Origin of the sequence: Rhodohalobacter sp. 614A (genome assembly GCF_021462415.1) — a bacterium.
Lineage (GTDB): Bacteria > Bacteroidota > Rhodothermia > Balneolales > Balneolaceae > Rhodohalobacter.
Genome location: NZ_JAKEDS010000001.1, coordinates 404,101 through 429,726 on the forward strand (window position 1 = coordinate 404,101; position 25,626 = coordinate 429,726).

The window sequence follows — 25,626 nt, forward strand, 5'->3', positions numbered from 1 at the left end:
AATCCCCATTTCCACTTTACTCTTATCCCGACCTCAGGTTAATTACTCATCATCATTATACCGATCACTGAAAAGAGATACCTTTTTCTGCGAGCCGTCTTCGAAGTAAACTTCGTATCCAACAAGCCCAAACCGGTGGTTGGCAATATATTTGATCTTGGAAATTCCAGGCATCATTTGCCCCGTTTCTTCTACCTGAATTGTTTTGATAAGGAAAAATGACCACGAATAATCATCATCAGAAGATTTGTGAGTTACCTTTCGAACCAGGTTTGAACTGCTTCTTTTTAGTTCATAGGTGTCGCCCACTTTTCCATCATACTCTACAATAGTAAAAGGTTTTCCGTCTACCGTATAAGCCTGAATACCTTTGTCGGTAATCCGAAACTTTTTAGATCCGCTGACCTGATTGCCATTCACTTCAAGAAAACTTAGCTGTTGAGCGGCGTCCAGTATAACCGGGTCCGTTATTGTCGCGGTTAATTCTATTGTAGAAACACCTCCGCTGTTTTCTGTAACTTCAATTACTTCGTTAGACACCCCGGAAACTCCGGATACACTGAATGTATTCCCAACCGCCCCCATGGGTGTTGGATCTCCTCCAATCGGTTCTGTAGCGGACTTTGAATCATCCCCAAAAATTCCACAGGAAGAGAGCGAAACCATCAAAAAAACAGCTATGATAATTTGTATAGTTAGATTTGTTTTCATTATACCTCCGATTTAATGCATACCTTGCATTTGATTCTTATTTGATGTTGTTGTAGTCAAATTTCTTCGGAGTAGCTGGAAGGCGAGGATATAGGTAACCAGAAAGAGCAAAAATATGGTGGCAGAAACAACAATCATCGGCCATCCAAATATACTTACATAAAGAAAAACCCATATGATTGCTGTTGCGTAAGCCGAATAGAGGAGAGCTCTGCCGCGGAGTTTATCAAGTTCGATGGACTCTGTTTGCTCCCGGGAAAATGCAATAAACAGGAGGGCCACTATAACGAATGCAACAGACAATTCATCGAGAAGATTGGTCTGTGAAATTACAAACCATCGTGTTTCTGCATAAGACGTTGCGATAGCAAAAACCGGTACTTCAAAAAAAGATGGCCGACCACCAAAAAAATAAAGATAGGCTGATCCGAAACTCAATAAAATCAGTATATAGCCGGCATATCTGAATCGATAAGGTAAGAGAGGCAAAGGGCGATATAAACCAGAATCTTGAGCCACGTTTCTCACCGTTGTTCTTATTAATTAAAATAAAGAACAAGTGGATAAAGTGCTTCTGCTAGGCATGTTTTTTTTAAAGATTTTCCCTTAGAAAATTTTAATAATCTACAACTTAGCTCTATCTCATTTTGGTTTTTATCAACATTTGTGAGAAATGAAAACCTCAATCAACAAGGAAAAAATTATAGTAGCCTTTTTTCGGTTTATGCCCTTGCTCCATAAGCAGCGCCTCTCCCCTGAAATCGATCACTTCGCCACCCAAAAAACGTCTGGCTGCCTGGCGTGCCGGCCATCCCAGTTCATCAAAAATTGAAAATTTTTCGTGGTCTTTCGTTCGCAGAATCCGGATTGACTGTTCCCCGCCTATATCCACTTCTACAATTCGGCCAATATTCTTCCCAAACGCTTCGCTCTCTACTTTCTGGAGAATCCTGCTGACTTTATAGGATGTTATTTCCCCTTCCTGATTCACAATTCTGTAGCCAATTGTTTGATTATTTGTGGAAGCATCAGGAAGCATGAAATAAATCAGGTCCCAGTTGTCCGCATCCTGATGGCTCACAAACCGGTAACCGCTGTCCATGAGCTTTGTGGTGGTTTCATCCTGGAAAGTGTGATCCATATACGCTGTACCGGAAACGTTTTTTCTCACTTCATTCATTGCCACATATCCGCTCACTTCGGCATACGGAATATGAGTTACGATACCAATTTCTTCACCATTCACCTGGTACGAACCGTCACCCAACTGCACCCCATTTGCAATATTTGATAAATGCAGTTCAATATCATATAAATTATCATTCTTGCTGGTTCGAATTCGGATGGTAAGCTCGTTTGGCAGTTCTCCCCTGAAATAAAGCTCCCGCTCAGGGTTTGGTCGGAAAACATAATTCTCCCGATCCTGCTGAAGTTTGTCGAGAGAATATTCGCGTGAAAGTTGATATATTTCGTCGTCGAAATTAAACACCGAAACTTTTACACCCGTAACAGGTGATTTCAGGCTTCCAAAACCAACAGCAGAAAAAACGATGTGAACCGTCATTCCGTCGTTTAAATAGAACTGATAATTCCAAAACTCATTAAAATGGTTACCTCTCAGGGTTTGAGCCCAAATCCGTTCATTGTCAACGGCTTCGAGTTCGCCTTTTGGGTTAGAAATCTGTGCAGAAAGGGACTGGGGAACCAGCAGACAGATTAAAATTGCGGGTAAACTTTTTAGAAAATTACCGTATACATCAAACTTCATATGCATCTTTATCTTTGTATTATTCTAACAAAAGAACAGCATAATACGAGAGATTTATGAATTTGATATGACCTTATTTTAAATAATCGGTCTAAAACTGAACCAAAATTAGTCAATTAAGTGTTTTTCTTTACTGGCTTTATTAAATTTTTAATAATATGAATGAATCAATCAGATATATGATTTTGTTACACATATCCTGATTGATTGATTTTGTATTGCACTAATAGTATGTACTTCGGAGGCAACATGAAGAATGAGCACACCCAAATTGATGCAGTAATTGCCTGGGTGGATGGAAACGACCGAAACCATCATAAAAAAAGACTGGACACTTTTAGAAAAGTTTCTGAAAAAGAAGAACACAGTCTGCCCACCAGTTTCGACAATACCCGGTTCAGAGATAATGGAGAATTGAGGTATTGTATTTCCTCTATCATTAAATTTGCCCCGTGGATCCGAAATATATACGTAGTTACAGATAACCAGGTGCCCGGTTTTCTTACTCCTGAAATCCAGGATCGGTACAATATTCACATTGTAGATCATAAGGACATATTTGAATCCTACGAATGGGCTTTGCCAACCTTCAACACACGTTCTATTGAAACTGCTCTTTGGAGAATCCCGGGATTGGCGCCACGTTTTATCTATTTCAATGACGATTTTGTAATCACAAATCCCGTTACACCAGAAGATTTCTTTGTTGAAGGAAAAGTTGTTCTGAGGGGACATTGGGATCCCATCAGTACATACGGTCCGGGAAGATTGATGTTAAATGATGTGGGCAGTGTAGTGGCAAAAAATGTCTTGGGAATCACACGATCCATGCATCTTCTTTTGCAGATAAAGTCGGCCGAACTTGCCGGATTTTCCGAACAGTATTTCAGGATTCCACATGTTCCCCATCCCATTGTTACCGATACTTTAAAAACATTCTTCACTAAAAATCCTGAATTATTTGAAGAAAACATCCAGTATCGCTTTCGAAACAGGGACCAGTTTTCTGCCATATTTCTGGCTCATCATCTGGAAATAAAAGAAGATAATGCTGTTTTAAGAGATGCCGGTGATTCATTAATGCTCAACGGAGAGATTGATTTTTTACCTTTAATCAACCTGAAACTAAAAAAAATTAAAGGTGATCGTATTCTATTTGTATGTTTGCAAGGGCTGGAAAAGTTTAATAAGTATTATCGCCAAAAAATAGAATATGCTTTTGATTCCATGTTTGACGCCGGCAAAAAGGCAATCCGGTTATAGTGGTACTTTTTGAAAAGAATATTATTCTTTGACTACAATACGTGATTAAAAAAGAGAAACTACGCAAAATCTGGAAAGCCCTTATTGACAGCCCGCGTGCAAAAAAAGTACAGAAAATTGTACGAAGGGTAATCATAGCAGCACTTTTTGGAGTTATTGTATACCAGCTTTTCCTGATTGGCTGGCAAGAAGTGCTCAGATCATTGCCCACCGAGCCGCTTTTCTACATTCTCTTTCTCGTCTTGTATGTAACACTTCCCATTGCAGAAACTTTTATTTACCGTCAGGTTTGGGCCATTCCCAAAGTACAACTCTTTAAAACCGTACTCACAAAGAAAATCTATAATGATGAAATTGTGGGGTATTCAGGCGAGTTTTATCTTTTTATATGGGCACGAAAACATCTCAACAAGCGCGACAGCGTAATCCTGAAAAACCTTCGCGACAACAATATACTTTCCGTTGTAACTTCAAATTTTGTAGCTCTTAGCCTTATTGGAGCACTTGTTTTTACAGGCATAATCGACATCGGGGATCTGGTTCCAAATGTGAATTTTGTTTATGTAACCATCGCCCTGATAATTGCCATTCTACTTGTTATTCTATTTATACAATTCAGAAAGTATCTGTTTGATCTGCCGCTGAAAAAAGCATTCATCATCTTTTCTATTTACCTGTTTCGCTTTGTTCTGCATAACAGTTTGCTGGTTGTTCAATGGGCTGTCGTCATTCCTCAAACACCTCTTTCCACCTGGCTGATTTTCCTTGCCATTACTATTGTAGTTAACAGAATTCCATTTTTACCAAGCAGAGATCTTGTGTTTATGTGGGCCGGCATCGAACTTTCACGTGTACTGAATATGACGACGGCTTCTGTTGCGGGAATGCTGTTGGTATCGAGCGTGCTGAAAAAATGTACCAACCTGATCTTGTTGTTATTGCTCCCTTACTTTTCTGATGCGCCGGATATTAAACAGATGAGAGAACAGAAACAGATATCTAAAATCATTCAATCGGAAACAGATTAATAATAACAGATAGATTTCAACAAAGTCTGAAGTTCTAATCCCCGTTTCTCTTGAGATATTGCCACGCAATACCGAGCAAAAACAGGTAGGCGATCAGTGCAAACATAACCACCCAAAATCCTTCTGTGGGGTCGTCAAAATAATGAACGGGAGCGTTGATAAGGATCAAAAGGGGAAAGCCAAAAACCAATGCCAGGCCACTGCCATATACAAGGTTATAACTGGCAGGAGATTTCATCCCGGAATCTACAATTCGCAGTAAAACCAGGGCCGATTGAAGAGTTCCGGTCATATTCCCAAAAATTGTTGCGAACCGCTCAAACTCAAACTGCTGGAATGCGTCTTGCGTCAGGTACTGGATAACCCCCCAGGTTGCCAGCGTAACCATAATGGAAATCGCTAAAAGTGGCAGCCAGTATTGGGCTACAACAACCAAACTTATAGCAGCAACTGAAGCCACAATCATAAAATCCATAAAAAGATTGGAGCAGCGGGTCATAGTAGTGTCATCAATAATTCTGCTGGCATTGGTAGAATCGAGGATTTTCCGGACGAAGAGAGCTACGATAGCGGCAAAAATAAAATGAAATGACCAGAGCGTTGTTACTTCGTTTTCCGCTCCTACAGCGACTAATCCCCATTCCATCAACGTAACCACACCGTATGTCAGAATAAATGTAAACCCGATCAACGCGATGTGAAACGTGAACGACTCAATATTTTCTGAAGCCGTGGTAATTTTTTCCTCTTTGTTGGGTTTGGGATTTTCCAGTATCCCTTTTTTTACCTCATCCGGCAATTCATCACCGGCATTGATATATGCGGCTCGTCCCCGCCGAATACCTCTCCTCACCAACCAGATTCCCACCGTATAGGCAACCAGGAAACCTGCAGCGGAAAATGTTAAACCTACAATCCCCCCGCTTTCAAAGCCGAACTGTTCCCAATTTGTACCAATGGTATAAGCAATACCGGGATTCATTCCGAAGCCAAGAGGCGGCAACAAACCAATACCGGCAAAAAGATCGGGAAACAGGGAATAAATGAGCAGGAATGCTATAGCCAAGCCAACAATTGCCTGAACAAGATAAACAGCAATGAAAATCAGTCCAAACTTAACGGACGATAATCCCATTTTACTTTTGGGAGCCCTCAGCCCCAAAGCTATAAAAAGAAGGGCCAGCAAATGATAGACGTAGGTTCCAAGACGATCTGAAGTCAGATCAATCCATCCCAGCAGATTCGCACCAAGAATCAACCCAAACACACCCGCAAGTAAATTGGCAGGGATCAGGTATTTTTGCAGAATGCCGATTTTGCTTCTCAAATACGTAGAAACAACCAACAACACCCCCATCCAGGCAAAATCAAGGAAAAATGCTCCGGCAGAAATATCAAGCGTCCAAGAACTCATATTAGAGCGAAGTTACAGGATTTTCGCCTTTTTTCAATCGTTTGATATATAACTGCCATTGGAGTGCGCTCTGGCCTTCCAGATTTATCTGGATGATATCGTGAGGGCTCGTTACAGTAAGCTTGTGGTTTTGTTCAACGGACGTATAGTTGATTTGATCAAAAGGAAGTTCAAATTTTTGTGAACCGACCGATACAAAAAGACCGTTTGAGGTAAGTTTTACGTATCCGCGGTCAAGTTTCTGAAGACGCTGTTCCTGATCCAGTTTATTTACCTGAGAACCACTTTTTTCCAGCAAAATATTATCCTTAGAATCCGAAAAAACCATCGGCATTTCATTGATTTTGTTGAACAGATCAATGATCGAAACGGCCTCGCCCTCAGAATCTACCAATCGGGAGGCCGTATTCATTCGATAACGAAACTCAGATTCACGACTAAAAACACTCACGCCATCCGGCGAAAATATAGCGCCGTTTACCCCCGTATCGGGGCAACGGTATAAAAACCTTTGAATGCCGGCCGCCGGTTTGCTGCATTTGACAGGAATTGCCTCTTCCGGCGGATGGTACTCATCAAAGGTGATTAACTCACGGCAATGATTTGCAAAGGTCTCGTAATCGTCAAAATCGGATGAATGAACCGGATCTAAAAAACGGAGTTCCACGCTTCCACGGCGGAGATTGTCGGCCCAGCGCGGCCAGCTAAGGTACGAGCCGTGAATCTGGACTGGATGAACCGGGATTCTCATCTTCCAAAAAAGCTTGAGCGTCGTTTCGATCAGGGGTTTTGGTTTTCCATCCCAGCGCCGGCCACCTTCCGGAAAAATGACAATCATTCTTCTTTGATCAATCATTTTTATCACACTCCGAATACTTCCCGGCTCGGGTACATACTTGCTTGTAGGTACAATCCCGATCCCGTCCATAAAAATACGTGGGAGCATTTTATGAAACTGGTCGCGGGTCATAACCCCGGCGGTAGGCTCTTGCGTCATCCCCACGTTAATCATAAACGGATCAAAGTAATTCGCGTGATTTCCGTAGATAAAACAGGGGCCGGTTAACGGCATGTTTTCCGGATTTGTGATTCGGGGTTTGAAAAGAAATTTTGTTGTTGGGATGATAGTTCTTCGCATGAAAGCGAAGGCTTTATCCGAAAACCCCCGTTCATTTTTGTTGAAGGTGAAATCGTCGAGCATCCTTTATGGCAGACTTATTTCTGAGTTTTTTCTGTAGAAAATTGTTTCATAGCCAAAGGTAGTAAAAGATTGAGTGAAACGGCAGACGTTAGGCAGCAAACGTGAGACCGGTGCACTACTTTTTTACATATTTTTTTATCTGTACTAAAATCCCATTGATATTTTTCAAAATTTCATTGTTTGAAAATCTTATGACTGAGAAACCATATCTCTGGAACTCCTTTGTACGTTCACTATCATAGTATTGCGCACATCCTGTTCATAATATCTGTCATCTCCTGCCGAAGCCGTTTTGCGTATTTGAATGGATGTTGTTCAGCACCGGCGTGAAGTGGTAGTCTGATTGTTTTTTGCCTTTTCCGCCCTCACCCCACCCCCTCTCCCGCGGAAGAGGGGAAGTCTCTTTTTCATCGTTATTTGTCATAAAATCATTTCAAATTGAACCACTTCAAACATCAAAAGTATTCATAAGAATACCTTACGTTGGGAAAGGCAGAAACCCTCAATCAATCGTTGGATACGGGTCAATCGTCTCGATCGAACCGTCCGGATTGTGGGTCAGTTCCGTCATCTTGATGTTTCGGAGATGAGTTTGACCGCCGGAAAGCTCCGTATCATGATAAAAGAGATACCACTGTCCTTCAAACTCTGCAATTGAATGATGATTGGTCCAGCCGATGACCGGTTCGAGGATTACTCCCTGGTAAATAAATGGTCCATATGGATTGTCGCCCGTGGCGTAGACAATATAGTGAGTGTCTCCGGTGGAATAGGAGAGGTAGTATGTGCCATTATACTTGTGAACCCAGGCCGCTTCAAAAAAGCGACGATCATTGTCTCCGGCTGTGATTGGATCACCGTTTTCGTCTAAAATCATCACATCGCGTACGTCCTCATCGAAACTCAGCATATCATCGCTCATACGGGCAATTTTCGGCATGATGGCCGGCTCATCATCCGCCGGATAAACATCTTCTTCAATATATTCGCCGGATTCCCATCGCTGAAGTTGTCCGCCCCAGATTCCACCAAAGTACATGTAATATTCGTCATCATCATCCTGAAAAACAGCCGGATCCATACTGTAGCTTCCTTCAATCGGTTCTGGCTGCGGCTCAAACGGTCCGGTGGGAGAATCATCCGTTGCAGCGCCAATGTAGAATACTCCGTTCTCATCTTTAGCAGGAAAATAGAAATAGTAGGTATCTCCTTTTTTTGCTGCGTCCGGCGCCCACATCTGGCGGCTGGCCCACGGCACATCATCTACATGAAGAGCCAAACCATGATCGGTTACTTCTCCACCGATGGATTCCATCGAAAAGACATGATAATCTTTCATATCAAAATGGCTGCCCAAGTCGTCTTCAGGAATGCCAGATTCATAATCGTGAGAAGGATAGATATACAGTGTGCCATCGAAAACATGCGCCGAAGGGTCGGCCGTATACATATGATTGACTAGTGGTTCGGAAATGGCCTCAAGTGTATCGCTCATCACTGAACTTAGAATGCTGTCCGATTCAGCAGAAGAATCGGACATTTCACCATCAGATTCACTCTGGCAACCCCATGCTGTTACAAGAAAAGTTAAAACTAAAATGAAAAAATGCTTCCCAGATAAGCTATTTAACATAATGTTTGGCTTAGGTTTAAGGTTGAATGTTTAACATTCCGCATTTGTAATCAAAGAAATCATCACTCCCAATAGGTGATCCCGGAGGATTGTAAGGCGCCGGTGGAGTTGAGAATGTTTCGGGATCTTTCTGATACTGCTCAATTAATCCGAGGATATAATTATAATGGGCGTTCCAGACGGTATTGTCAAGTTCAAACACTCGTTCTGTTAGTGCCACTTGGAGGTTCTGAAGTACCATTTTAGCAACTGCTTTGGCATCCGGTGAAGCATTTTCATCCGATGCAAGCTCTACCAGGTTTCGGAAAACGGCTACATTCACAGCTCGCTGAATAGCTCCATAATACCCGCTTTCACGTTCTCCCAGAAGTGTGGCATCCAGAACGGACTCGGCTACTTCCATAAGTCCGGGATAACTGCTGTTTCGGGCAGATTGAGTCATTAAACGCGCGCTTCTTTCGGAGTTGAATATCATTGAAGCTGTGATATCTGTAGCTACTTCGGCCATAGCCATCGGATCGAGCATAGGGTTGCTGTATCCCCTGAAATGTTCTCTTGATGAAGGAGTTCCCACAGGTTGAGGTGGAATCAAATCCAAAACACCTTCGGGCAGTGCCAAAACCTCCGGCTGTAGTGTTTGTACAAGAGATTCAATCGCATTTCTCTGAAGTTCTGCATCTACAATTTCAGGATTGGATTGAGTATCTCCCCGAACTTTATACGCGTAATTCACTCCGCCAATCAGCTTTGAAACAGCCTCAACCTGATATCGATGATACAGATATATCGGCACGAGTCCATTTTCCAGATCTGACATCGGCCGCCCCATTTGAATGGCTTCTTCTCCAAAATTATTCAATGCCACACTCCGGATTTCAAGAATATGATCCATTTGGTCAATCACATCTGTACCATAATCCCATAAATGTGCTGAAGGATGAACACCGCTTTGAGGCCGGGCAGCCTCATCAGAAATATATAATAAATCCATACCGAGGGTTTCCTGAATCATCTCATTCAGGGCTTCTTCTTCATTCTCATCGCCCGAAAAATCCTGGTAGCCAAATGCAATCGTTCGCTTATCCCATTCACCAATGTCTGTATCGTAAGCATTTTCGAGACTAATTCTTCCGCCGTCCAGAATCTCTGCTTGTGGATGAGGATAATCCATTACGGAAGCATCATCATTTGTGCTGGCAGCAAAATTATGGGCGAGTCCAAGTGTATGCCCAACTTCATGAGCCGATAACTGGCGAATTCGTGCCAAAGCCATCTCCAGCATTCTGTCATCTGATTCAGCGCCTTCTTCATAAGCAGCAAGTAATCCTTCGGCAATCAGGTAATCCTGGCGAACCCGAAGAGATCCCAATAACACATTTCCTTTTATGATTTCGCCAGTTCTTGGATCCACAACGGACGAACCGTACGACCAGCCCCGGGTTGAACGATGCACCCAATTGATAACATTGTACCGGATATCGAGCGGGTGAGCATCATCCGGGAGAATTTCTACCTGGAAAGCATTTTCGTATCCAATGGCTTCAAATGCCTGGTTCCACCATCGTGCGCCATCCAGAAGAGCCGATCGAACCGGCTCAGGTGTTCCGTTATCCAGATAGTAAATAATTGGTTCGACCGGCTCACTGACTTCTGCTTCCGGATCTTTCTTTTCAAGCCGATGACGAACAATAAACTGTTTGTAAAACTCTCCACCGATTGGCGCACTATAATCCTGGTAGCCGATGGCAAAATAACCTGATCTCGGGTCGAACTTTCGGGGCTTATATTCATCATCCGGCAATTCAACAAAAGAATGATGTTGACGAACGGTAACAGCATTTGAGCTGGGAGTTACCGATCGAAGCCATCCACCGGCTCCGCTTCCGGTAAACGTGAGTGTTGCTTCAAACTCTGTATTTTTTGGAAAATTAAATGTACCGGGCAAATGCAAGGCTGATCGGGACTTGTCTATCGAATAACTTCCCTGGTTGCTCTGCCTGAGCCTGTCTGAAACGCCATGCGCGTCCTGCATTAAGAAATCTGTAAGATCGACGAGAATTCGTCCATCTTCCTGTGCGGCAGCATCAAACCCAAAAAGTACCGATTGTGCAAACGCTTCGTTGATCGACTTTTCTTCAAGAGGATTGTTCGAGGTTGCGCGATAATCATAATTTGGCTGAACAAGCAGAACTTTTGGTCCCACTTTTTCGAATTTCACAATTCGTGTATCTCCAAGCTGACTTCGGTCCAGGCCTATATCATTCGAACCAATTCCGGCAGCCAGTGAATTTACATAGATAAACTCCTGGTTGAGGTTGTCCACTTCCAACCAGATTTTTCCTTCGGCATCATCCCACCAGTAATCAAAAAAACCTTCGAATTTTTCCATCCCTTCTGTTTTTTCGGAGATGGTGGTTTGTGCGTGGAGCGTAATCAGGAAAAAAGTGCTGAAAAGTAGTGTAAGAAAAGAGATTAGTAGCGTTCGTTTCATTTCGATCATTCTGTTGATTTTCGTGATATTTGAAGAAACGAAATGTTGGCGGGATTTGGAAGTTGTTATTTCAATCTCTGGATTACACGTCAACCATCCATAAAAAAAGCCCCGCATTTTTCAATACGGGGCTTCAAATAGAGATGAAATTTTTATCTCGATAAAGACGCTTCCGTCTTGTGTTTCAGTATATCGACAATGGCCGCATGACCATTTCTTTTTGCAATTTCCAGGGATGTGAAACCCATAGCATTTTTTGCATTTTCATCCGCTCCTTTTGCGAGGAGTTGCTCAACCACAAAGGTCTGGCCATGTTCTGATGCTATCATCAAAGCAGTATTTCCGGCACTATTCTTTTTGTTCAAATCCGGGTTATGTGCAAGAAGAATTCTTACAATTCTGGGATTCCCGATTTTAGCAGCAACCATCAGGGGAGTATTTCCATCCTGATCAACCGTATCGACACTTGCACCTTCAGATAGCAGTACATTCAGGCTGACCAAATCAAGATTTGACACAGCATCAATCAAGTTATCCGTGAATTCGGATTCCGTTGCTTGTAGATCATCAACTTGTGGTGAGGCAGCAAAAGACAGTGTGCTTAATAATAGGGTTAATGTTATTGTTAATAGTGTTTTCATTGTAATTTGTAATCTGTTGACGTGTTTAAAAATTTCCTGATTTTTTGCCGAATTCTTTTTGCATCGGCATATTTTATTTACCCTTCTTATAACGATTCGGCTTTGGGCAGGTTGCACTTTTTAGCATCAAATTCATAATCCATAAATATTTACCCCACAGGAGCTAAAAGCTTTTTAAAGTAAGTTTTACGTACAGATTTTTACCCGGTTTACTTCGCTAATTGCCTTTATCTCTCTTAACAAATTTTTTTTCTTCTATTAATAATAAAGTGATAGTTGAAAACCTTTTTTTGTGAAAATTTCCGATGTTTTATTACATTCTATCAGATTACAAGAATACGTTGGCTTAGCAATTTCAAAGAGTATTTATTTACCATCTTAACAATAAAAACAAGAAACTCTTAGAACGTGAATAATCGTGTACTAATCGTTGAAGACTGCCATATTCAGTCTACGGTTGTAAAAAAAATGCTTGAGAGTGAGAATTTTGTTGTTACAGCCGTTTGCCGATCTGGCGAAGAGGTTCTTAATCAATTAAAAGTTGATGTACCGGATATTATTTTGATGGATATTTTCATCAATGGAAACATAAACGGTATTGAAACCATGAGGCTGGTTCGCGAGACGCATACAATGCCTGTAATTTTTATTACCGCTTTAACCAAATCCGAGCTGCATGATGAAGCTCTTTCATTAGCACCTTCAGATTTACTTACCAAGCCGATTTCAAAAGTAGATTTGTTAAACGCTATCACCAAGCTGCTGGATCAGGTCGTAGAAGCTTAGATTAGTTTTAAATATCCTATCCTGCCAGTTTCAACACTTCTGAAATAACCACCAGATAAAACTTTTTACCGGGAATTTCTCCATCGTTCCCGTCGTTGCATTCGGCGATGGTGTATTGAATCTGGATGCGCGAATTTGCTTAATTCCTGTAATTGCTCTTCCGTCAAAACTTCATCTACATCGTCCACAAATTCTGAATACATTTCCCGCAAAATTTGTGCTTCCTCTTCTTTATGCTCTGTCATTCGGCTGAACAGAGCCTGGAAATGTTCGGATTGAATTTCAAAAAAGGGCTCAATCTGATCATCCTGAAGATCTAATCTTTCAATCAAAAAGTTTCTCATACGCTGGGGCATTTCGCCTTCCATCTGAGAAGGAAAATCTCTGTTTGTTCCCGGACCGCGTTCAAAACTCTCGGCGGGTAACCGTGGAGTAATTGCCTCATTCAGAAAAAAACCTGAAGCACCTCCAACCAGGAAAATCACCACATAGGCCAATAATGCTTTACTTTTAATATTCATTTTTTTGAATTTTATTCACCAGATAAATCTTCCAAATAGAGTACATAATTTTCGGCAATTGAATTCTCATCCACCGGGTAGAAATATTCTTCTACAACTTCTTCGCTATCTACCTGTTCTTTTCCAAACGGGATGAGGGAAAACAGCGACGTAATCGCAAAAACAGCAAGCGAAGCAGCCAGGGCATACCTTCGGAACCAATTCAAGGAAATTACTTCAAACGAATCTGGTACATAAGAAAAATCACGAATGCTTTGTTTAATGTTTTGAATGGATCGGCCAAAGTTTTCCGTTTGCAAATCTGCCGGATATAACGTTGAAAGATCGGGTAACTTCATAATCGACTGGTAATCTTCATACAAATCCGGATGCTTATGAAGTTCATTTTCCAACTTTTCAATTTCACTGGCTGTCAGTACGCCATCGGAGGCGTCTACAATGAGACGTTCGAGTTCTTCTCTTTTCATGACTGATCAACCCCCATTTGTTTTAAAGTTATAGCTAACTGTTTTCGGGCACGGAACATTCTGTTTTTCAAGGTTTGTTCATTAACACCGGTTACGTCAGATATTTCCGGGTAGCTAAGCCCGTCAATCGATTTCATGATGACAATACTTTTTAGCATTTCCGGTAGTTGTGAGATGGCTTCTTTCAGCAGTTGCACATCCTCTTTCTTATTCTCTGTGCTGTAATCATCGGATTCAATCTCAAACTCTTCAACAGGAACAGAACTTCGGTTTGATTCATACTTACGTTTTCGAAACTCATCAATACACTTATTCCTGGCAATGGAATAGAGCCAGGTATACATATTTGATTTCGCTTCAAACTGATCCAGGTTTTTATATGCTTTGAGAAATGTATCCTGCAAAATATCCTCCGCTTCAATATCAGATCCTGCAAGGTAAGCACTCATGGATCGGTGGAGGCGAGGGTAGAGTTCTTCGATCTGTTTTTCAAACCAATCATTTCTGCTCATTCCTCAATTGCCTCCACGGTTTCCATCCGTACCACACGATCTATTCACGACCGGGTTACCTGCTCCACATTCGGTATCCCCGACCGTAATTTCCCTGGCCGCGATTCCCAAATCCAAACCCGAGGTTTTGACGCAGACTTTCATATTCATCAACAGTCAAAATATTTCGAAGCTGGTCATCGGTTTCTCTCATTTGCTGGAAGTGGTCAGTCCACAAATCCTGATTCATTTCTCCGGGATTCGTAATTCGCTGTCTGGCCCATTCCAAACGATTGTTACTTTGCGCATTCAGAAGATTTAAAACCTGTTCCGCTTTATCGCCTTCAATACCGGCTTCATTTACAATGTATTCATGTCGAAATGTACGAAATTCATAGGCTTTCTCTGTTTGCTCAATCATCTTGTTTTGGAGGATTTCTACCTGATCATCGGTAAGAATATCCAAAACCTCCTGTCTGCGTGCCAATCTTGCTTCAGCATTCGCCCCCCCAAATCCAAAATCCTGGTTTCTGAAACCCTGGCCGCGCGAACCTCTTCTATTATTCCGAAAATTACCGCGATCTCCGCGTCTCATCGACCGATCAGCCGGACGAAATTGGTTTCTGTGTTCAATTTGAAGTGCGATTAATTCACTCTTTTGATCATCTGTCAAATTCAGTTCGTCACCATATTGGATGATTAATTGCTGAACTCCCGGTGTGGCTAATCCCATCCGGTTCCCTGGCTGCGCAAATACTTGGTTTACAGCAGCTATAAACATAAAAACAATTAAGAGGATTGCTTTTTTCATGGTATTCACCTTTGTCTTAAGGTTGTTTGTTTCTCTTGATTATTAGACGGTGAATTTCCCAATCCGTTTGGTTCTGCTTTCAAAATTTTTTACACCCGATTTTCTTATGCTTCATTCCATCAATTCTGTACATTAAAAGTATATGCTAACGAAATTTATTTTCCATGAAATCCATTCATCTGCTTTTCCCGGGACTCCTCATTTCACTTTTACTGTTCTCAGCATGTTCAAATTCTGAAGAAATATCATCTGCCGACCAGGAAGAATGGATTGAACTCTTTAACGGTGAAAATCTTAACGGGTGGGATATTAAAATCACTCATCATGAGTTAAACGAGAATTATGCCAACACTTTCCGAGTAGAGAACGGACATCTCATTAACCGGTTTGACGGATATGAAGAGTTTGGCGGTCAATTCGGTCACATTTATTATCAGAAGCCTTTTTCATATTACAGGCTAATTACCGAATATCGATTCCCGGGCGAGCAAGTTGAAGGTGGACCGGGATGGGCATTTATGAACAATGGAATCATGTTTCATTCCCAGCCGGCAGACAGTGTTACGCTTGATCAGGAATTCCCAAATTCCATCGAATTTCAATTGCTTGGTGTTGAAAGCGATACGCTGGAGAGATCAAACGGAAATGTCTGCACCCCCGGAACTCATGTTGTGATTGATGGAGAGTTAATCACGAATCATTGCACCAGTTCAAACGGACCGACAAATCTCGGGAGTGAGTGGGTCACGGCTGAATTGATCGCTTATGGCGATTCATTGATTCAGCATAAAATCAATGGAGAGATTGTACTGGAATATACCCAGCCACAGCTGGATGACGGAACTCCTTTAACCGGCGGATATATTGCCTTTCAATCAGAAAGCCATCCCACGGAATTCAGATCCATTCGGCTCTTGAACCTGGAAGGATGTATGGATGAAAACGCCTCGAACTATAAAACGTACTATGTAAAATCAAAGCCCGAAAGTTGTAGTTACGATTAGATATCGTTTCCGTTTTCGAGCAGATCTTCAAGGAATTCTTTCAGAAGCACCGTGCTGTTATGCTTTTCATCTTTAGAAGCATAAACCAGTGTTACCGTTTCATTCATTTTGATGATTTCGAGAAGTTCTTCAATCTGTTCCGACCCAAAAAGCTCTTTACGATAACGCCCTTTGAACTCATCCCATTTTTCGTGATCGTGATCAAACCACTTTCTGAGATCCTGGCTGGGCGAAATTCCTTTCATCCATTGATCCAGATTTGCCCGATCTTTGGTAACTCCGCGCGGCCAGAGGCGTTCTGTAAGAATTCGAACTCCATCGGATTCTTCAGGTTCTTCATAAACGCGTTTGGTTTTGATTTTACTCATGATTGAAATGTTTTTCACAATTTTCACAACTTAATTAAACTTGCCGCTCATCTCCATTTTCAGCGCAAATGATGAAGCAATTTTAGCCGCCATCTCTTTTGCATAGTCAGCTTTTTTTCCTTCAAATAATTCATCAACTGTGGATTCAAAAAGTCCAAACCACAGCGAAAAATCATCTTTTTGAATAGGGAGAGGAATATGTTGACGAAACGGCCGCCCTTTGTATTGACCGGTTTGAAACAACAAGTTCGACCAAAAATCAACCATTATCGACAGATGCGTATTCCAGTCAACTTTGGCAACATCATTAAAAATGTACCCCATGCGTTCATTATCCCGCACTTTGCCATAAAATGTATGGACCAATTCCCGCACATCCGATTCATTGCTGATATCGTGCTTAGCCATCTCTTTCTTTACTTCGTCAATATTTTATTGAGCTGTCAGGCCTCGCTTGGCACCAGGTTAAATATTTCTGCCAATCGCAGCTTCTGTTCTTCTACTGTAGATTGGAGCGAATGCAGGTTTTCTCCTTCATAAGATGAACCTTTCGCAATCTCCATACAAAGCTCCATCCCGGCATCCAGATTTTTCTTCATTCGGAGAAGTTTCTTCCATTCCGCATCTTCCGGATCAGCCAGAATTGCCAGTTCATTGATATAATCCACATACATCGTAAGTTCTTTGGCAAACATGTGTGGACGCTCTTTTGGCACAAGAGATTCTCTTCGTCCATAGATATGATCAACCATCTCATCCAGTGAATATTCCCGGTTAAACCATGCAATATTTGGCCCCGGACAAATGGCCTGCCGACCGTACGATGGTTTCATAATTCCCAGCCGAATCATTGACCCCGTTCCAAGATTGGTGCAGAGACAGGTTTTATCCATCACCCTGTTTTTTTGATTTTCTTTTTCTTCATCAGAAATATCGCTCTCCTGGATAGAGTTGATTTTCAACAGTTGATACTCTGCAGATGCCGTACAGATAGGCTCTTCAGTAAATTCCGTATTTGAAACCAAAAAACCCTTCGGACATTTTGATCCGGGCTTGCCTTTTTCGACCAATTCCCGGGTATATTTTTCTGAACCTGTACCCCTCACATTATTAAATGGCACACCAAGCGGCGATACATTACTGAGATAGAGATCTTTCTCCGCAGCATTTGCGAGAACTTTGGAAGTCAATTCATCCACACAAGTTGCTTCCGGCACAAGCAAAAACGGACTTCCCCAGCCGGTGGCATCCATTCCGTACTCTTCCAATAAGCGGCGCATCTCGCCATTATTTCCAATTCCACCTTGTACGGTGATTTTTGGTGTCGTTTCTTCTTCGCTTAACTCGGGATATTCCCAACCTTGTGATTCATAAAAACTTTGAATCATTGGTTGAAAGGTTTCTTTTAGCTGGTTTCTCTTCTCACGAAATTCATTCAATAAAACCGGCAACAAATATCCGTCTGAGGCAAACGCATGGCCACCACAATTTAAGCCTGACTCAATTCTGAACTCAGCAACTTCAAGGCCTTTCTTCGCCAGGAATTTTCCTTGTATGAGTGCAGATCGAAAATCACTCACTTTTAAGATTATTTTTTTCTTGATGTCGCCCGTTTTATCTCTGTAAAAATCCTTGAATTCGGAAAGGTAGCTGTACAGCCGCGGATTAAAACCGGCAGAAAGCACCAGTGATGATGAAAGTTTACTGTTCGCATACCCCCGTAACGCCGAACTCGCGTCGCTGTATTCACTGCTTAACGGCTGACCGTCGTCACCCATTTTCAAAGCATCCACTTTCGCCATAATGTTCACATCAATGGAGCCGAGCGTCATTTTCCCTGTTATTTCCTTAATCAGGTTTTGGCGGACCGCTTGGTTTGTCAGCGATGCAATCTTGTCATAACTTTTTCGCAAGGGATTGCTTTCCGGCAACAGCCTAAAATATCGATCCTTCTCTGTGCCTTCCAGAAGTGACATTTTCTTCAGTTCATCAAATTTTTGGCCAACAATATCAGCCATAAGATTCAGATACGCCGTAATCCTTTCGGCACGTCCGTCTGCGGCAGATTTCGGAATATTCTGATAAGCAATGTTGTGTACCGAAGAATAATGCTGTCGGATTTTCTCGCAGAGCATGTCATCAACAACAGAAACAACCGAGTTAATTCCTAAATGAGCGATGCGAATGGGAGTGTCGATGGAGTGGCCGGTTCCCATGACCGGAATGTGAAAGAGATGTTGATTTTGGATCATAAAAAGAACCTTTCTGGTTATGGAAAAATATTCTTATTAAACGGATAAAATACTCTTAATTATAATAATATGATAGCAGTTTTTTGCGTTGACTGGATACAAACGGGGATCACATATGAAATTCACACAAAATCATTCTGATTTATTTCTGTAAAGGTAAAATTCATGGAAAATTCCGCGAGGGCTTCACAAAATATTCTCTTTGATTCTGTATTTTTTGGACTTCTGTGAATGATAAATTTAATTGGATGACTGAAAGAGATAAAAAGCACGTCCGTACCTGGTATTGGAGTGGTGCAGTTCTGATTTTTGTAATGGTAGTCATTGGCGGTATTACACGCCTCACGGGTTCCGGGCTCTCTATGACAGACTGGAACCCGATTATGGGGGCTATTCCTCCACTTTCCGAAGCTCAATGGGAAGAGGTGTTTGAACAGTACAAACAGTTTCCCGAGTATCGTGAAATAAATTACAACATGACCCTTCCGGATTTTAAAGCCATCTTTTTCTGGGAATATATTCATCGGCTTTTGGGCCGAATTATAGGATTGGTTTTCATCATTCCGTTTGCCTGGTTTGTCATCAAAAAGAAAGTAGATGCCAGAAATATCAAAAGGGGGATCATCCTTTTTGTACTTGGTTTGAGCCAGGGACTGCTTGGCTGGTTTATGGTGATGAGCGGTCTTGTGGATGTACCGGAAGTGAGTCATTATCGATTAGCGGCTCACCTTTTGCTGGCTTTTTCAATCTTTGGTTTTTGTGTTTGGTACGCCCAGGATTTAACTCCATCAACCAGCCCGCATGAAAAAACCGGTCATAAATTAAAAGGGTGGCTTTATCTGCTGATGGTATTGCTGGTTATTCAAATTATGTATGGTGCTTTTGTGGCAAATTTGCAGGCCGGTCATATCTACAATACTTTCCCAAAAATGTATCAACATTGGGCACCGCCGGAATTGTGGGTGATTAAACCTGTCATCCTGAATTTCTTTGAAAATATTGTCACCATTCAGTGGCTGCACCGTGTTTTTGGAACCCTGCTTGGACTGATGGTCATCGCCATCCTGATTCGAACATTTCTGCTTGATGCAAAATCTGTAACAAAACGCTGGAGTATTGCACTATTTACCATCGTTCTGGTACAATATCTGATTGGTATCTTTACACTGCTTTTACATGTACCCATCTGGCTGGGCGTTCTGCATCAAACCGTGGCTCTTGTTCTTTTTGGAGTCATTTTGGGTTTTCTGAACTATTTGAATCAGCCCGGTTCTCTTGGTGAATTGAATGCGTAAAACTAATTTTCAGTAGAAGTTTTTTTGTTCATAAATAATAGAAAGTGATATTGAAATTATTTAATTTAAGATAAAAGAGTCTCAATAATATAAATTTGATGTTATGCTATTATCCAAATCCTGTGTATACGGCCTTCGTGCTTCGTTATACCTCGCATCAAGAAAGAACGGTGAATTTATTCCAATCCGGAAAATGAGTGATAAGCTTGAAATCTCTTTCCATTTTTTAACCAAAATCCTCCAACAGTTAACCGCCCAGGAACTTCTTGAATCTTTCAAAGGCCCGAATGGTGGTGTTCGCCTGAAAAAACCGGGAACAGAGATTCGTCTGATGGATGTTGTACTGGCCATCGACGGGCCACAATTGCTCACCGAATGTGCACTCGGACTCCCAGGTTGCGGAACTAAAGATCCATGTCCACTACACGACAAATGGGCTGAAACCCGAGATGCCATTCGCGAAATGCTGGAAGACACCAGCCTTAAAGAGCTTGTCGAAAAAGGAAAAGCAGAAAATCTCCGGCTGACAACCGACGGGGGATTTGATATTCTTTTTGAAGATGATGAATAAAGATAATCTGCCAACAAACAGGCAACTTTTACAACTGATAAACAAGTACAATGTACCGGGGCCGAGGTACACCTCGTATCCAACGGCTGTTCAGTTTCAGAGTAATTTTAACCAATCTCTGCTTACTTCCGAATTTCGGTACCGGTCAAACAATCCGGCGTTTTACTCTCTTTATATTCATATTCCGTTTTGTTTCTCGCTCTGCTGGTACTGCGGCTGCACCAAGCTGATCACCAAAGACCAAAGCCGGGGTGATACCTATCTCGATTACCTGGAAAAAGAGATGGAATTGGTTTCAGAACACATCCATCCCGAATCGAGCCTGAGACAAATCCATTTTGGGGGCGGCACACCTACATTCCTGACTCCGGATCAACTGTTGAGACTCGGTGAGTTGATTCGCAAATATTTCAGACTTCACTCAACCTGTGAATTCAGTGTAGAAATTGATCCCAGAAAAGTAACGGAAGAACATGTTATTGCACTCACACAAATTGGGTGTAATCGCGCGTCACTTGGCGTGCAGGATACCAATCCGGAGGTTCAAAAAACCATTCACAGAATACAGCCCTTTGAACAAACAAAAAAAGTTACTGAAGACCTCAGAAAACACGGCATTCAGCATATCAATTTTGATTTGATTTACGGCCTTCCCAAGCAGACTTTACAAACCTTCCAAAAAACGTTGGACGATACTTTGAGTCTGAACCCGGATCGCCTTGCTATCTATAGCTATGCTCATATTCCTAAGGTTATGCCGGCCCAAAAATTGCTAAAAGTGGAGGACTTTCCATCCACGGAAGAGAAGTTTACCATGCTCTTAACAGCTATCGAGTATTTGCAGGAAAACGGGTACGAATATATTGGAATGGATCACTTTGCCAAAGAAGGAGACGAACTGAGTAAGGCGCTTCACGAAGGTTCTCTGCAAAGAAATTTCCAGGGGTACAGCACGCATGCTGACCTGGATATGATTGCTCTGGGAATGTCTGGCATCTCACAAAGTGGCCGTTTGTATTATCAAAATGAAAAAGACCTCAACGACTACTACTCTTCTTTGGATGAAGGAATACTTCCCATCAAAAAAGCGTATTCGTTGACGGATGAGGATAAAATCCGGCGGCAAATTGTTATGCAGATTATGTGCCGCGGAGAAATTAATTATGATGAATTCAATTCCAAAACCGGGATAAATCTTCAGAAAAATTACCCGGAAGAACTTGAACAGCTTTCAACATTCGAAGGCGACGGCTTCCTGATTAAAACTCCCAATGGATTTCATATTACCGAAACCGGTCGCCTGTTCCTGAGAAATATCGCCATGGTATTTGATGAACATTTACAAAGCGCTCGGCGAAAAGCATCCTATTCAAAAACGGTTTAGTTTTAATCTCCCTGTTTTTGTAGGAAATTTTTTGTACGATAACATGTTATAAGTTACACATGAATCAAACGACCACAAATACTCCCCTCGAACAGAAGCTGAAAAGCCGCAAAATCAAACCGACAGCAATGCGGTTATTGGTTTTGGACTATCTCGTGGAAAAAGATGAAGCCGTGAATCTTTCGGATTTGGAACATCATTTTTCACGATCGGACCGTACTACTCTTTATCGCACGCTGAAAACTTTTGAAGAGCACGGGCTCGTCCACGAAATTCATGACTTGAGCGGAAGTACCAAGTATGCACTTTGTGCTGATGATTGCAGCTGTACCTATCCTAAAGATATACATGTACATTTTTACTGCAACTCCTGCCAAAAAACATTCTGCTTTCCCGACCGCACCGTTCCTGCCATTACTTTGCCCGAAAACTATCAGCCAGACTCTGGCGATTTTGTGATTAACGGGACTTGTCCCGCGTGTAAGAATTGATATCGTTACGAACCACACGAAGCAATCTCACAAAGATATTTATCATTAACATTTTATATCTGAGTCACCCTGCTTTTTGGGACGTGGTGATCTCTTTTCGTTACTGTAACTGAAATTGTACTTCTGGGGATTACCACGTCGTCGCTTTCGCTCCTCCTCGTAATGACTTTATAAAGTGTGAAATACATTTTCCTGAACTACTAACTTATCTAACTCTAATAGACGTAAATAGAGTCATCGCGAGTTCCGATTCATCGGGGCGTGGCGATCTCCTTTCGTTATTGCTGCCGCCCCAGATTGAATTACATTTGGGGATTGCCGCGCTACACTCACTCCGTTTGTTTCACTCGCAATGACTTCGTCAACATGATAAACGTCATCGCGAACGGAGTGAAGCGATCTCCTAATGAACTATTGCGGACTCACCTTTGCAATATTGTTGCATTGGTTTGATGACTAATTTTCGGATAGAAATTAATGAATCCAAAAATTCTGATTATGAGTACAAGTCACACTCACACACGCGAAAGTTGTTGCTCACCTGAGCCAGACACAGCTTCACCAGATTGTTGTTCTGCTGATGCCGGTCATGATCACAATCATTCCCACGACCAAGATGAAAATGCTTCCTTTTTGCGCAGGCACTGGCAACCTATTACCAGTTTTATCCTGCTTATCACCGGACTGATACTGGATTTCTTTATCGAGCCAGCCTGGTTTTCTGAGCCCGTGAGGATTGCATGGTACATTATTGCTTATCTGCCGGTGGGTTTACCTGTTGTTCAACAAGGGCTCACCCAGGTGAGAAAAGGAAATGTGTTCACTGAATTCTTCCTGATGGGAATCGCAACCGTTGGGGCATTCCTGATTGGCGAATACCCGGAAGGCGTCGCCGTGATGCTTTTCTATTCGGTGGGTGAAGCCTTTCAGCATGGAGCCGTCGCAAGAGCTCGCGGCAACATAAAATCCCTGCTGGATATTCGCCCGAATACTGCTCATGTAAAACGTGGAAATACCTTTTCCGTGGTTCATCCCAAAGATGTGGCTATTGGAGAAATTATACAGGTAAAACCGGGCGAAAGAATTCCTTTGGATGGAAACCTGATCACTCAACGCGCCGCTTTTGACACATCCGCCATTACCGGAGAGAGTAAACCGAGACATTTCAAAAGAGAGGAAAAAGTACTCTCTGGCTTTATCAACCAGGATCAGGTCATTGAAATGGAAGTTACCAGCACGTACGAAAACAATTCCATTACCAGAATCCTGAAGATGGTTGAGGATGCAGCTTCCCGAAAATCAAAAACAGAGCAGTTCATTCGGTCCTTTGCCAGAATCTATACGCCTATTGTCGTTCTTCTTGCAACACTTCTGGTTCTGACTCCCTGGTTTTTTGTGAATAATTACGTGTTTGATGAATGGTTCTATCGTGGCCTGGTTTTTCTTGTGATTTCCTGCCCGTGTGCTCTTGTCATTTCCATCCCGCTTGGGTATTTCGGCGGAATTGGTGCGGCTTCGAGAAATGGAATTTTGGTGAAAGGATCGAACTATCTCGATGCTCTTAAGTCCGTCAAAACCGTTGTATTTGATAAGACCGGTACCCTGACCAAAGGTGTTTTCGCTGTCCAGGATTTTCAGAGTTTTGATCACGATGAAGATGAACTCTATTCCTATCTCCACGCCGCGGAAAAAAATTCAACACACCCCATCGCAAAAGCGATCACAGCATTTACGGAAATCCGAAATGGAGCTCCTGTGAATATCACCAAACAATCTGAAATTCCGGGACATGGTATTCATGCAATCGTGGATGGCTCGGAAATCCTTATCGGAAATAAAAAGCTAATGGACCGCGAAAATATCTATCTGAATGGATTTTCCAAAGATTCGAATGAAACGGTAATTCATGTTGCTGTAAATGGAAGTCACGCCGGCCTGTTAACAATTTCAGATGAAGTGAAAGATGATTCAATCCAGGCGATTCAGAAAATCCGCGATCTCGGAGTCGAAAGGACATTTATGCTCAGCGGTGATATTCAATCAGAAGCCGACCGAATCGGAAATTACTTAAAGATCGATCAGGTTTTTGGTGAACTATTGCCGGAAGAAAAAGCTGAGAAACTCGAAAAAATCCAGCATGATTTTGAAGGTACCACTGCTTATGTAGGCGATGGAATCAACGATGCGCCGGTTCTGGCGTTGAGTGATATCGGAATTGCCATGGGGGCGATGGGAAGTGATGCTGCCATCGAAACAGCCGATGTTGTGATTCAAACCGATCAACCTTCAAAACTGGCAACAGCTATTTCTATTTCTCAAAAAACACGCAACATCGTTTGGCAAAATATTGGTTTGGCCATGGGCGTCAAAGGCCTCGTACTTTTCATGGGAGCCGTGGGAATGGCAACTCTCTGGGAAGCTGTTTTTGCGGATGTGGGTGTTGCCCTTCTCGCTGTATTGAATGCCATTCGAATTCAACGAATGAATTTTGAATAATCTTATCTAAAAGAGTTTACCAGGCTATTTTTGATCAAATTTATTATTCGATAATCACTTCCTGTCCGTTGTTTCCGCCATTTATATTTCGATTCTGAAACAGTTCGATCAGGTTCGAGATTCCATATAGCAACAGGAATGCGGCAATGAAATATGCTACCGAATCCGGATTCATAATGATAAGAATCGCAATCAGAAGAGTCAGAAATCCCATAATGGAAAGGGAAAATGTCATGAGCAGAATCAATCCAAAAAATCCCAAAAAGACAGCGAAAGTAATGGGAATCAACTCCGGAAAGGCGAAAATAAGGAGACCTGTTAAAACAGGAATCGCCGCTATAACCGGCGGCGTTTTCGCATACATAAACACCAGTCCGAGAGCCACCAGATATCCAGCCGCAATCAGGTACAGAAATGTGGGATAGGTTAGCGTCAGGATTCCCGTGGCGAGTGCCAGAATGGCATTCATGATTCTCCGTTCACGGGGTTTGTGATGGATATTTATTCGGAATGATTGAATCATACGTTAATTATTTTAC

25 protein-coding genes and 1 pseudogene are annotated in these 25,626 nt (G+C 42.1%); 9 read left to right on the forward strand and 17 right to left on the reverse strand.

Annotated features, from left to right (window positions below):
- Positions 1-42: 42 nt before the first annotated feature.
- The 3 genes from L0B18_RS01515 to L0B18_RS01525 form a co-directional block, all read right to left on the reverse strand.
- Positions 43-711: a hypothetical protein gene (locus L0B18_RS01515; protein ID WP_234567358.1), complete on the reverse strand. Its 669-nt coding sequence runs from the start codon at positions 709-711 to the stop codon at positions 43-45.
- A gap of 12 nt (positions 712-723) precedes the next feature.
- On the reverse strand, positions 724-1,230 hold the full coding sequence (locus tag L0B18_RS01520; protein WP_234567359.1) for a hypothetical protein: 507 nt from the start codon (positions 1,228-1,230) through the stop codon (positions 724-726).
- Between the two features lie 163 nt (positions 1,231-1,393).
- A complete protein-coding gene (locus L0B18_RS01525) occupies positions 1,394-2,479 on the reverse strand; it encodes a carotenoid 1,2-hydratase (protein WP_234567360.1) in 1,086 nt (361 codons plus the stop codon).
- Positions 2,480-2,728: 249 nt separating this feature from the next.
- Between L0B18_RS01525 and L0B18_RS01530 the strand changes: the two genes are divergently transcribed.
- Positions 2,729-3,742, forward strand: a complete 1,014-nt coding sequence (locus L0B18_RS01530) for a stealth family protein (RefSeq protein WP_234567361.1) — start codon at positions 2,729-2,731, stop codon at positions 3,740-3,742.
- 41 nt (positions 3,743-3,783) lie between these two features.
- Entirely contained in the window at positions 3,784-4,770 is a 987-nt protein-coding gene (locus tag L0B18_RS01535) for a hypothetical protein (protein WP_234567362.1), read from the forward strand.
- A gap of 34 nt (positions 4,771-4,804) precedes the next feature.
- Here the strand turns inward: L0B18_RS01535 and L0B18_RS01540 are convergent, their stop codons facing one another.
- The 6 genes and pseudogenes from L0B18_RS01540 to L0B18_RS01560 all read right to left on the reverse strand — a co-directional run bounded on the left by L0B18_RS01540 (position 4,805) and on the right by L0B18_RS01560 (position 12,150).
- The gene (locus L0B18_RS01540; RefSeq protein ID WP_234567363.1) at positions 4,805-6,184 is read right to left on the reverse strand and encodes a hypothetical protein; all 1,380 of its coding nucleotides are present in this window, start codon (positions 6,182-6,184) and stop codon (positions 4,805-4,807) included.
- A 1-nt stretch (position 6,185) separates the two neighbouring features.
- Positions 6,186-7,385: a lysophospholipid acyltransferase family protein gene (locus L0B18_RS01545; RefSeq protein ID WP_234567364.1), complete on the reverse strand. Its 1,200-nt coding sequence runs from the start codon at positions 7,383-7,385 to the stop codon at positions 6,186-6,188.
- A 115-nt stretch (positions 7,386-7,500) separates the two neighbouring features.
- Positions 7,501-7,620 (reverse strand): annotated as a pseudogene (locus L0B18_RS19790) (DUF559 domain-containing protein); the annotation flags it as partial.
- A gap of 267 nt (positions 7,621-7,887) precedes the next feature.
- A complete protein-coding gene (locus L0B18_RS01550; protein ID WP_370647518.1) occupies positions 7,888-8,880 on the reverse strand; it encodes a glycoside hydrolase family 43 protein in 993 nt (330 codons plus the stop codon).
- A gap of 154 nt (positions 8,881-9,034) precedes the next feature.
- Complete coding sequence (locus tag L0B18_RS01555; protein ID WP_234567366.1) at positions 9,035-11,509, reverse strand: zinc-dependent metalloprotease; 2,475 nt, start codon at positions 11,507-11,509, stop codon at positions 9,035-9,037.
- Positions 11,510-11,661: 152 nt separating this feature from the next.
- Positions 11,662-12,150, reverse strand: a complete 489-nt coding sequence (locus L0B18_RS01560) for an ankyrin repeat domain-containing protein (protein ID WP_234567367.1) — start codon at positions 12,148-12,150, stop codon at positions 11,662-11,664.
- Positions 12,151-12,558: 408 nt separating this feature from the next.
- On the opposite strand from L0B18_RS01560, the gene L0B18_RS01565 reads away from it, so the two are divergent.
- Entirely contained in the window at positions 12,559-12,936 is a 378-nt protein-coding gene (locus L0B18_RS01565) for a response regulator (protein WP_234567368.1), read from the forward strand.
- A gap of 65 nt (positions 12,937-13,001) precedes the next feature.
- Here the strand turns inward: L0B18_RS01565 and L0B18_RS01570 are convergent, their stop codons facing one another.
- The 4 genes from L0B18_RS01570 to L0B18_RS01585 are packed head-to-tail and all read right to left on the reverse strand — an operon-like array spanning position 13,002 to position 15,226.
- Positions 13,002-13,457 (reverse strand): hypothetical protein, encoded by a 456-nt coding sequence (locus L0B18_RS01570; RefSeq protein ID WP_234567369.1) that lies wholly within the window; start codon positions 13,455-13,457, stop codon positions 13,002-13,004.
- Positions 13,458-13,468: 11 nt separating this feature from the next.
- Complete coding sequence (locus L0B18_RS01575) at positions 13,469-13,924, reverse strand: hypothetical protein (protein WP_234567370.1); 456 nt, start codon at positions 13,922-13,924, stop codon at positions 13,469-13,471.
- The gene (locus L0B18_RS01580) at positions 13,921-14,436 is read right to left on the reverse strand and encodes an RNA polymerase sigma factor (RefSeq protein ID WP_234567371.1); all 516 of its coding nucleotides are present in this window, start codon (positions 14,434-14,436) and stop codon (positions 13,921-13,923) included. Before L0B18_RS01580 ends, L0B18_RS01575 begins: the two co-directional genes overlap by 4 nt.
- 55 nt (positions 14,437-14,491) lie before the next feature.
- Positions 14,492-15,226, reverse strand: a complete 735-nt coding sequence (locus tag L0B18_RS01585) for a hypothetical protein (RefSeq protein WP_234567372.1) — start codon at positions 15,224-15,226, stop codon at positions 14,492-14,494.
- Positions 15,227-15,390: 164 nt separating this feature from the next.
- On the opposite strand from L0B18_RS01585, the gene L0B18_RS01590 reads away from it, so the two are divergent.
- Complete coding sequence (locus L0B18_RS01590) at positions 15,391-16,230, forward strand: 3-keto-disaccharide hydrolase (protein ID WP_234567374.1); 840 nt, start codon at positions 15,391-15,393, stop codon at positions 16,228-16,230.
- Here the strand turns inward: L0B18_RS01590 and L0B18_RS01595 are convergent.
- The 3 genes from L0B18_RS01595 to L0B18_RS01605 are packed head-to-tail and all read right to left on the reverse strand — an operon-like array spanning position 16,227 to position 18,850.
- Positions 16,227-16,598 (reverse strand): DUF488 domain-containing protein, encoded by a 372-nt coding sequence (locus L0B18_RS01595; protein WP_234567376.1) that lies wholly within the window; start codon positions 16,596-16,598, stop codon positions 16,227-16,229. The genes L0B18_RS01590 and L0B18_RS01595 overlap by 4 nt on opposite strands.
- Before the next feature lie 30 nt (positions 16,599-16,628).
- Positions 16,629-17,006 (reverse strand): group III truncated hemoglobin, encoded by a 378-nt coding sequence (locus L0B18_RS01600; protein WP_234567377.1) that lies wholly within the window; start codon positions 17,004-17,006, stop codon positions 16,629-16,631.
- Positions 17,007-17,041: 35 nt separating this feature from the next.
- Entirely contained in the window at positions 17,042-18,850 is a 1,809-nt protein-coding gene (locus L0B18_RS01605; protein ID WP_234567378.1) for a hypothetical protein, read from the reverse strand.
- 248 nt (positions 18,851-19,098) lie between these two features.
- On the opposite strand from L0B18_RS01605, the gene L0B18_RS01610 reads away from it, so the two are divergent.
- From L0B18_RS01610 to L0B18_RS01630, 5 genes are all read left to right on the forward strand, one after another.
- The gene (locus L0B18_RS01610; RefSeq protein WP_234567379.1) at positions 19,099-20,145 is read left to right on the forward strand and encodes a COX15/CtaA family protein; all 1,047 of its coding nucleotides are present in this window, start codon (positions 19,099-19,101) and stop codon (positions 20,143-20,145) included.
- A gap of 103 nt (positions 20,146-20,248) precedes the next feature.
- Positions 20,249-20,716: an RrF2 family transcriptional regulator gene (locus tag L0B18_RS01615; RefSeq protein WP_234567380.1), complete on the forward strand. Its 468-nt coding sequence runs from the start codon at positions 20,249-20,251 to the stop codon at positions 20,714-20,716.
- On the forward strand, positions 20,706-22,100 hold the full coding sequence (gene hemN, locus L0B18_RS01620; RefSeq protein WP_234567381.1) for an oxygen-independent coproporphyrinogen III oxidase: 1,395 nt from the start codon (positions 20,706-20,708) through the stop codon (positions 22,098-22,100). Before L0B18_RS01615 ends, hemN begins: the two co-directional genes overlap by 11 nt.
- Positions 22,101-22,159: 59 nt before the next feature.
- Complete coding sequence (locus L0B18_RS01625; protein ID WP_234567382.1) at positions 22,160-22,591, forward strand: Fur family transcriptional regulator; 432 nt, start codon at positions 22,160-22,162, stop codon at positions 22,589-22,591.
- A gap of 498 nt (positions 22,592-23,089) precedes the next feature.
- Positions 23,090-25,087, forward strand: a complete 1,998-nt coding sequence (locus tag L0B18_RS01630) for a heavy metal translocating P-type ATPase (protein WP_234567383.1) — start codon at positions 23,090-23,092, stop codon at positions 25,085-25,087.
- A gap of 43 nt (positions 25,088-25,130) precedes the next feature.
- On the opposite strand, the gene L0B18_RS01635 is transcribed toward L0B18_RS01630, so the two are convergent.
- Positions 25,131-25,610: a hypothetical protein gene (locus L0B18_RS01635; RefSeq protein ID WP_234567384.1), complete on the reverse strand. Its 480-nt coding sequence runs from the start codon at positions 25,608-25,610 to the stop codon at positions 25,131-25,133.
- Positions 25,611-25,626 lie beyond the last annotated feature (16 nt).

Excerpts from the sequence above, each read along its gene's own strand:
- L0B18_RS01515 (WP_234567358.1), bottom strand. The coding sequence starts at position 711 with ATGAAAACAAATCTAACTATACAAATTATCATAGCTGTTTTTTTGATG.
- L0B18_RS01525 (WP_234567360.1), bottom strand. The coding sequence starts at position 2,479 with ATGAAGTTTGATGTATACGGTAATTTTCTAAAAAGTTTACCCGCAATT.
- L0B18_RS01530 (WP_234567361.1), top strand. The coding sequence starts at position 2,729 with ATGAAGAATGAGCACACCCAAATTGATGCAGTAATTGCCTGGGTGGAT.
- L0B18_RS01540 (WP_234567363.1), bottom strand. The coding sequence starts at position 6,184 with ATGAGTTCTTGGACGCTTGATATTTCTGCCGGAGCATTTTTCCTTGAT.
- L0B18_RS01545 (WP_234567364.1), bottom strand. The coding sequence starts at position 7,385 with ATGCTCGACGATTTCACCTTCAACAAAAATGAACGGGGGTTTTCGGAT.
- L0B18_RS01550 (WP_370647518.1), bottom strand. The coding sequence starts at position 8,880 with ATGAGCGATACACTTGAGGCCATTTCCGAACCACTAGTCAATCATATG.
- L0B18_RS01555 (WP_234567366.1), bottom strand. The coding sequence starts at position 11,509 with ATGAAACGAACGCTACTAATCTCTTTTCTTACACTACTTTTCAGCACT.
- L0B18_RS01560 (WP_234567367.1), bottom strand. The coding sequence starts at position 12,150 with ATGAAAACACTATTAACAATAACATTAACCCTATTATTAAGCACACTG.
- L0B18_RS01570 (WP_234567369.1), bottom strand. The coding sequence starts at position 13,457 with ATGAATATTAAAAGTAAAGCATTATTGGCCTATGTGGTGATTTTCCTG.
- L0B18_RS01575 (WP_234567370.1), bottom strand. The coding sequence starts at position 13,924 with ATGAAAAGAGAAGAACTCGAACGTCTCATTGTAGACGCCTCCGATGGC.
- L0B18_RS01580 (WP_234567371.1), bottom strand. The coding sequence starts at position 14,436 with ATGAGCAGAAATGATTGGTTTGAAAAACAGATCGAAGAACTCTACCCT.
- L0B18_RS01585 (WP_234567372.1), bottom strand. The coding sequence starts at position 15,226 with ATGAAAAAAGCAATCCTCTTAATTGTTTTTATGTTTATAGCTGCTGTA.
- L0B18_RS01590 (WP_234567374.1), top strand. The coding sequence starts at position 15,391 with ATGAAATCCATTCATCTGCTTTTCCCGGGACTCCTCATTTCACTTTTA.
- L0B18_RS01595 (WP_234567376.1), bottom strand. The coding sequence starts at position 16,598 with ATGAGTAAAATCAAAACCAAACGCGTTTATGAAGAACCTGAAGAATCC.
- L0B18_RS01600 (WP_234567377.1), bottom strand. The coding sequence starts at position 17,006 with ATGGCTAAGCACGATATCAGCAATGAATCGGATGTGCGGGAATTGGTC.
- L0B18_RS01605 (WP_234567378.1), bottom strand. The coding sequence starts at position 18,850 with ATGATCCAAAATCAACATCTCTTTCACATTCCGGTCATGGGAACCGGC.
- L0B18_RS01610 (WP_234567379.1), top strand. The coding sequence starts at position 19,099 with ATGACTGAAAGAGATAAAAAGCACGTCCGTACCTGGTATTGGAGTGGT.
- L0B18_RS01615 (WP_234567380.1), top strand. The coding sequence starts at position 20,249 with ATGCTATTATCCAAATCCTGTGTATACGGCCTTCGTGCTTCGTTATAC.
- hemN (WP_234567381.1), top strand. The coding sequence starts at position 20,706 with ATGATGAATAAAGATAATCTGCCAACAAACAGGCAACTTTTACAACTG.
- L0B18_RS01625 (WP_234567382.1), top strand. The coding sequence starts at position 22,160 with ATGAATCAAACGACCACAAATACTCCCCTCGAACAGAAGCTGAAAAGC.
- L0B18_RS01630 (WP_234567383.1), top strand. The coding sequence starts at position 23,090 with ATGAGTACAAGTCACACTCACACACGCGAAAGTTGTTGCTCACCTGAG.
- L0B18_RS01635 (WP_234567384.1), bottom strand. The coding sequence starts at position 25,610 with ATGATTCAATCATTCCGAATAAATATCCATCACAAACCCCGTGAACGG.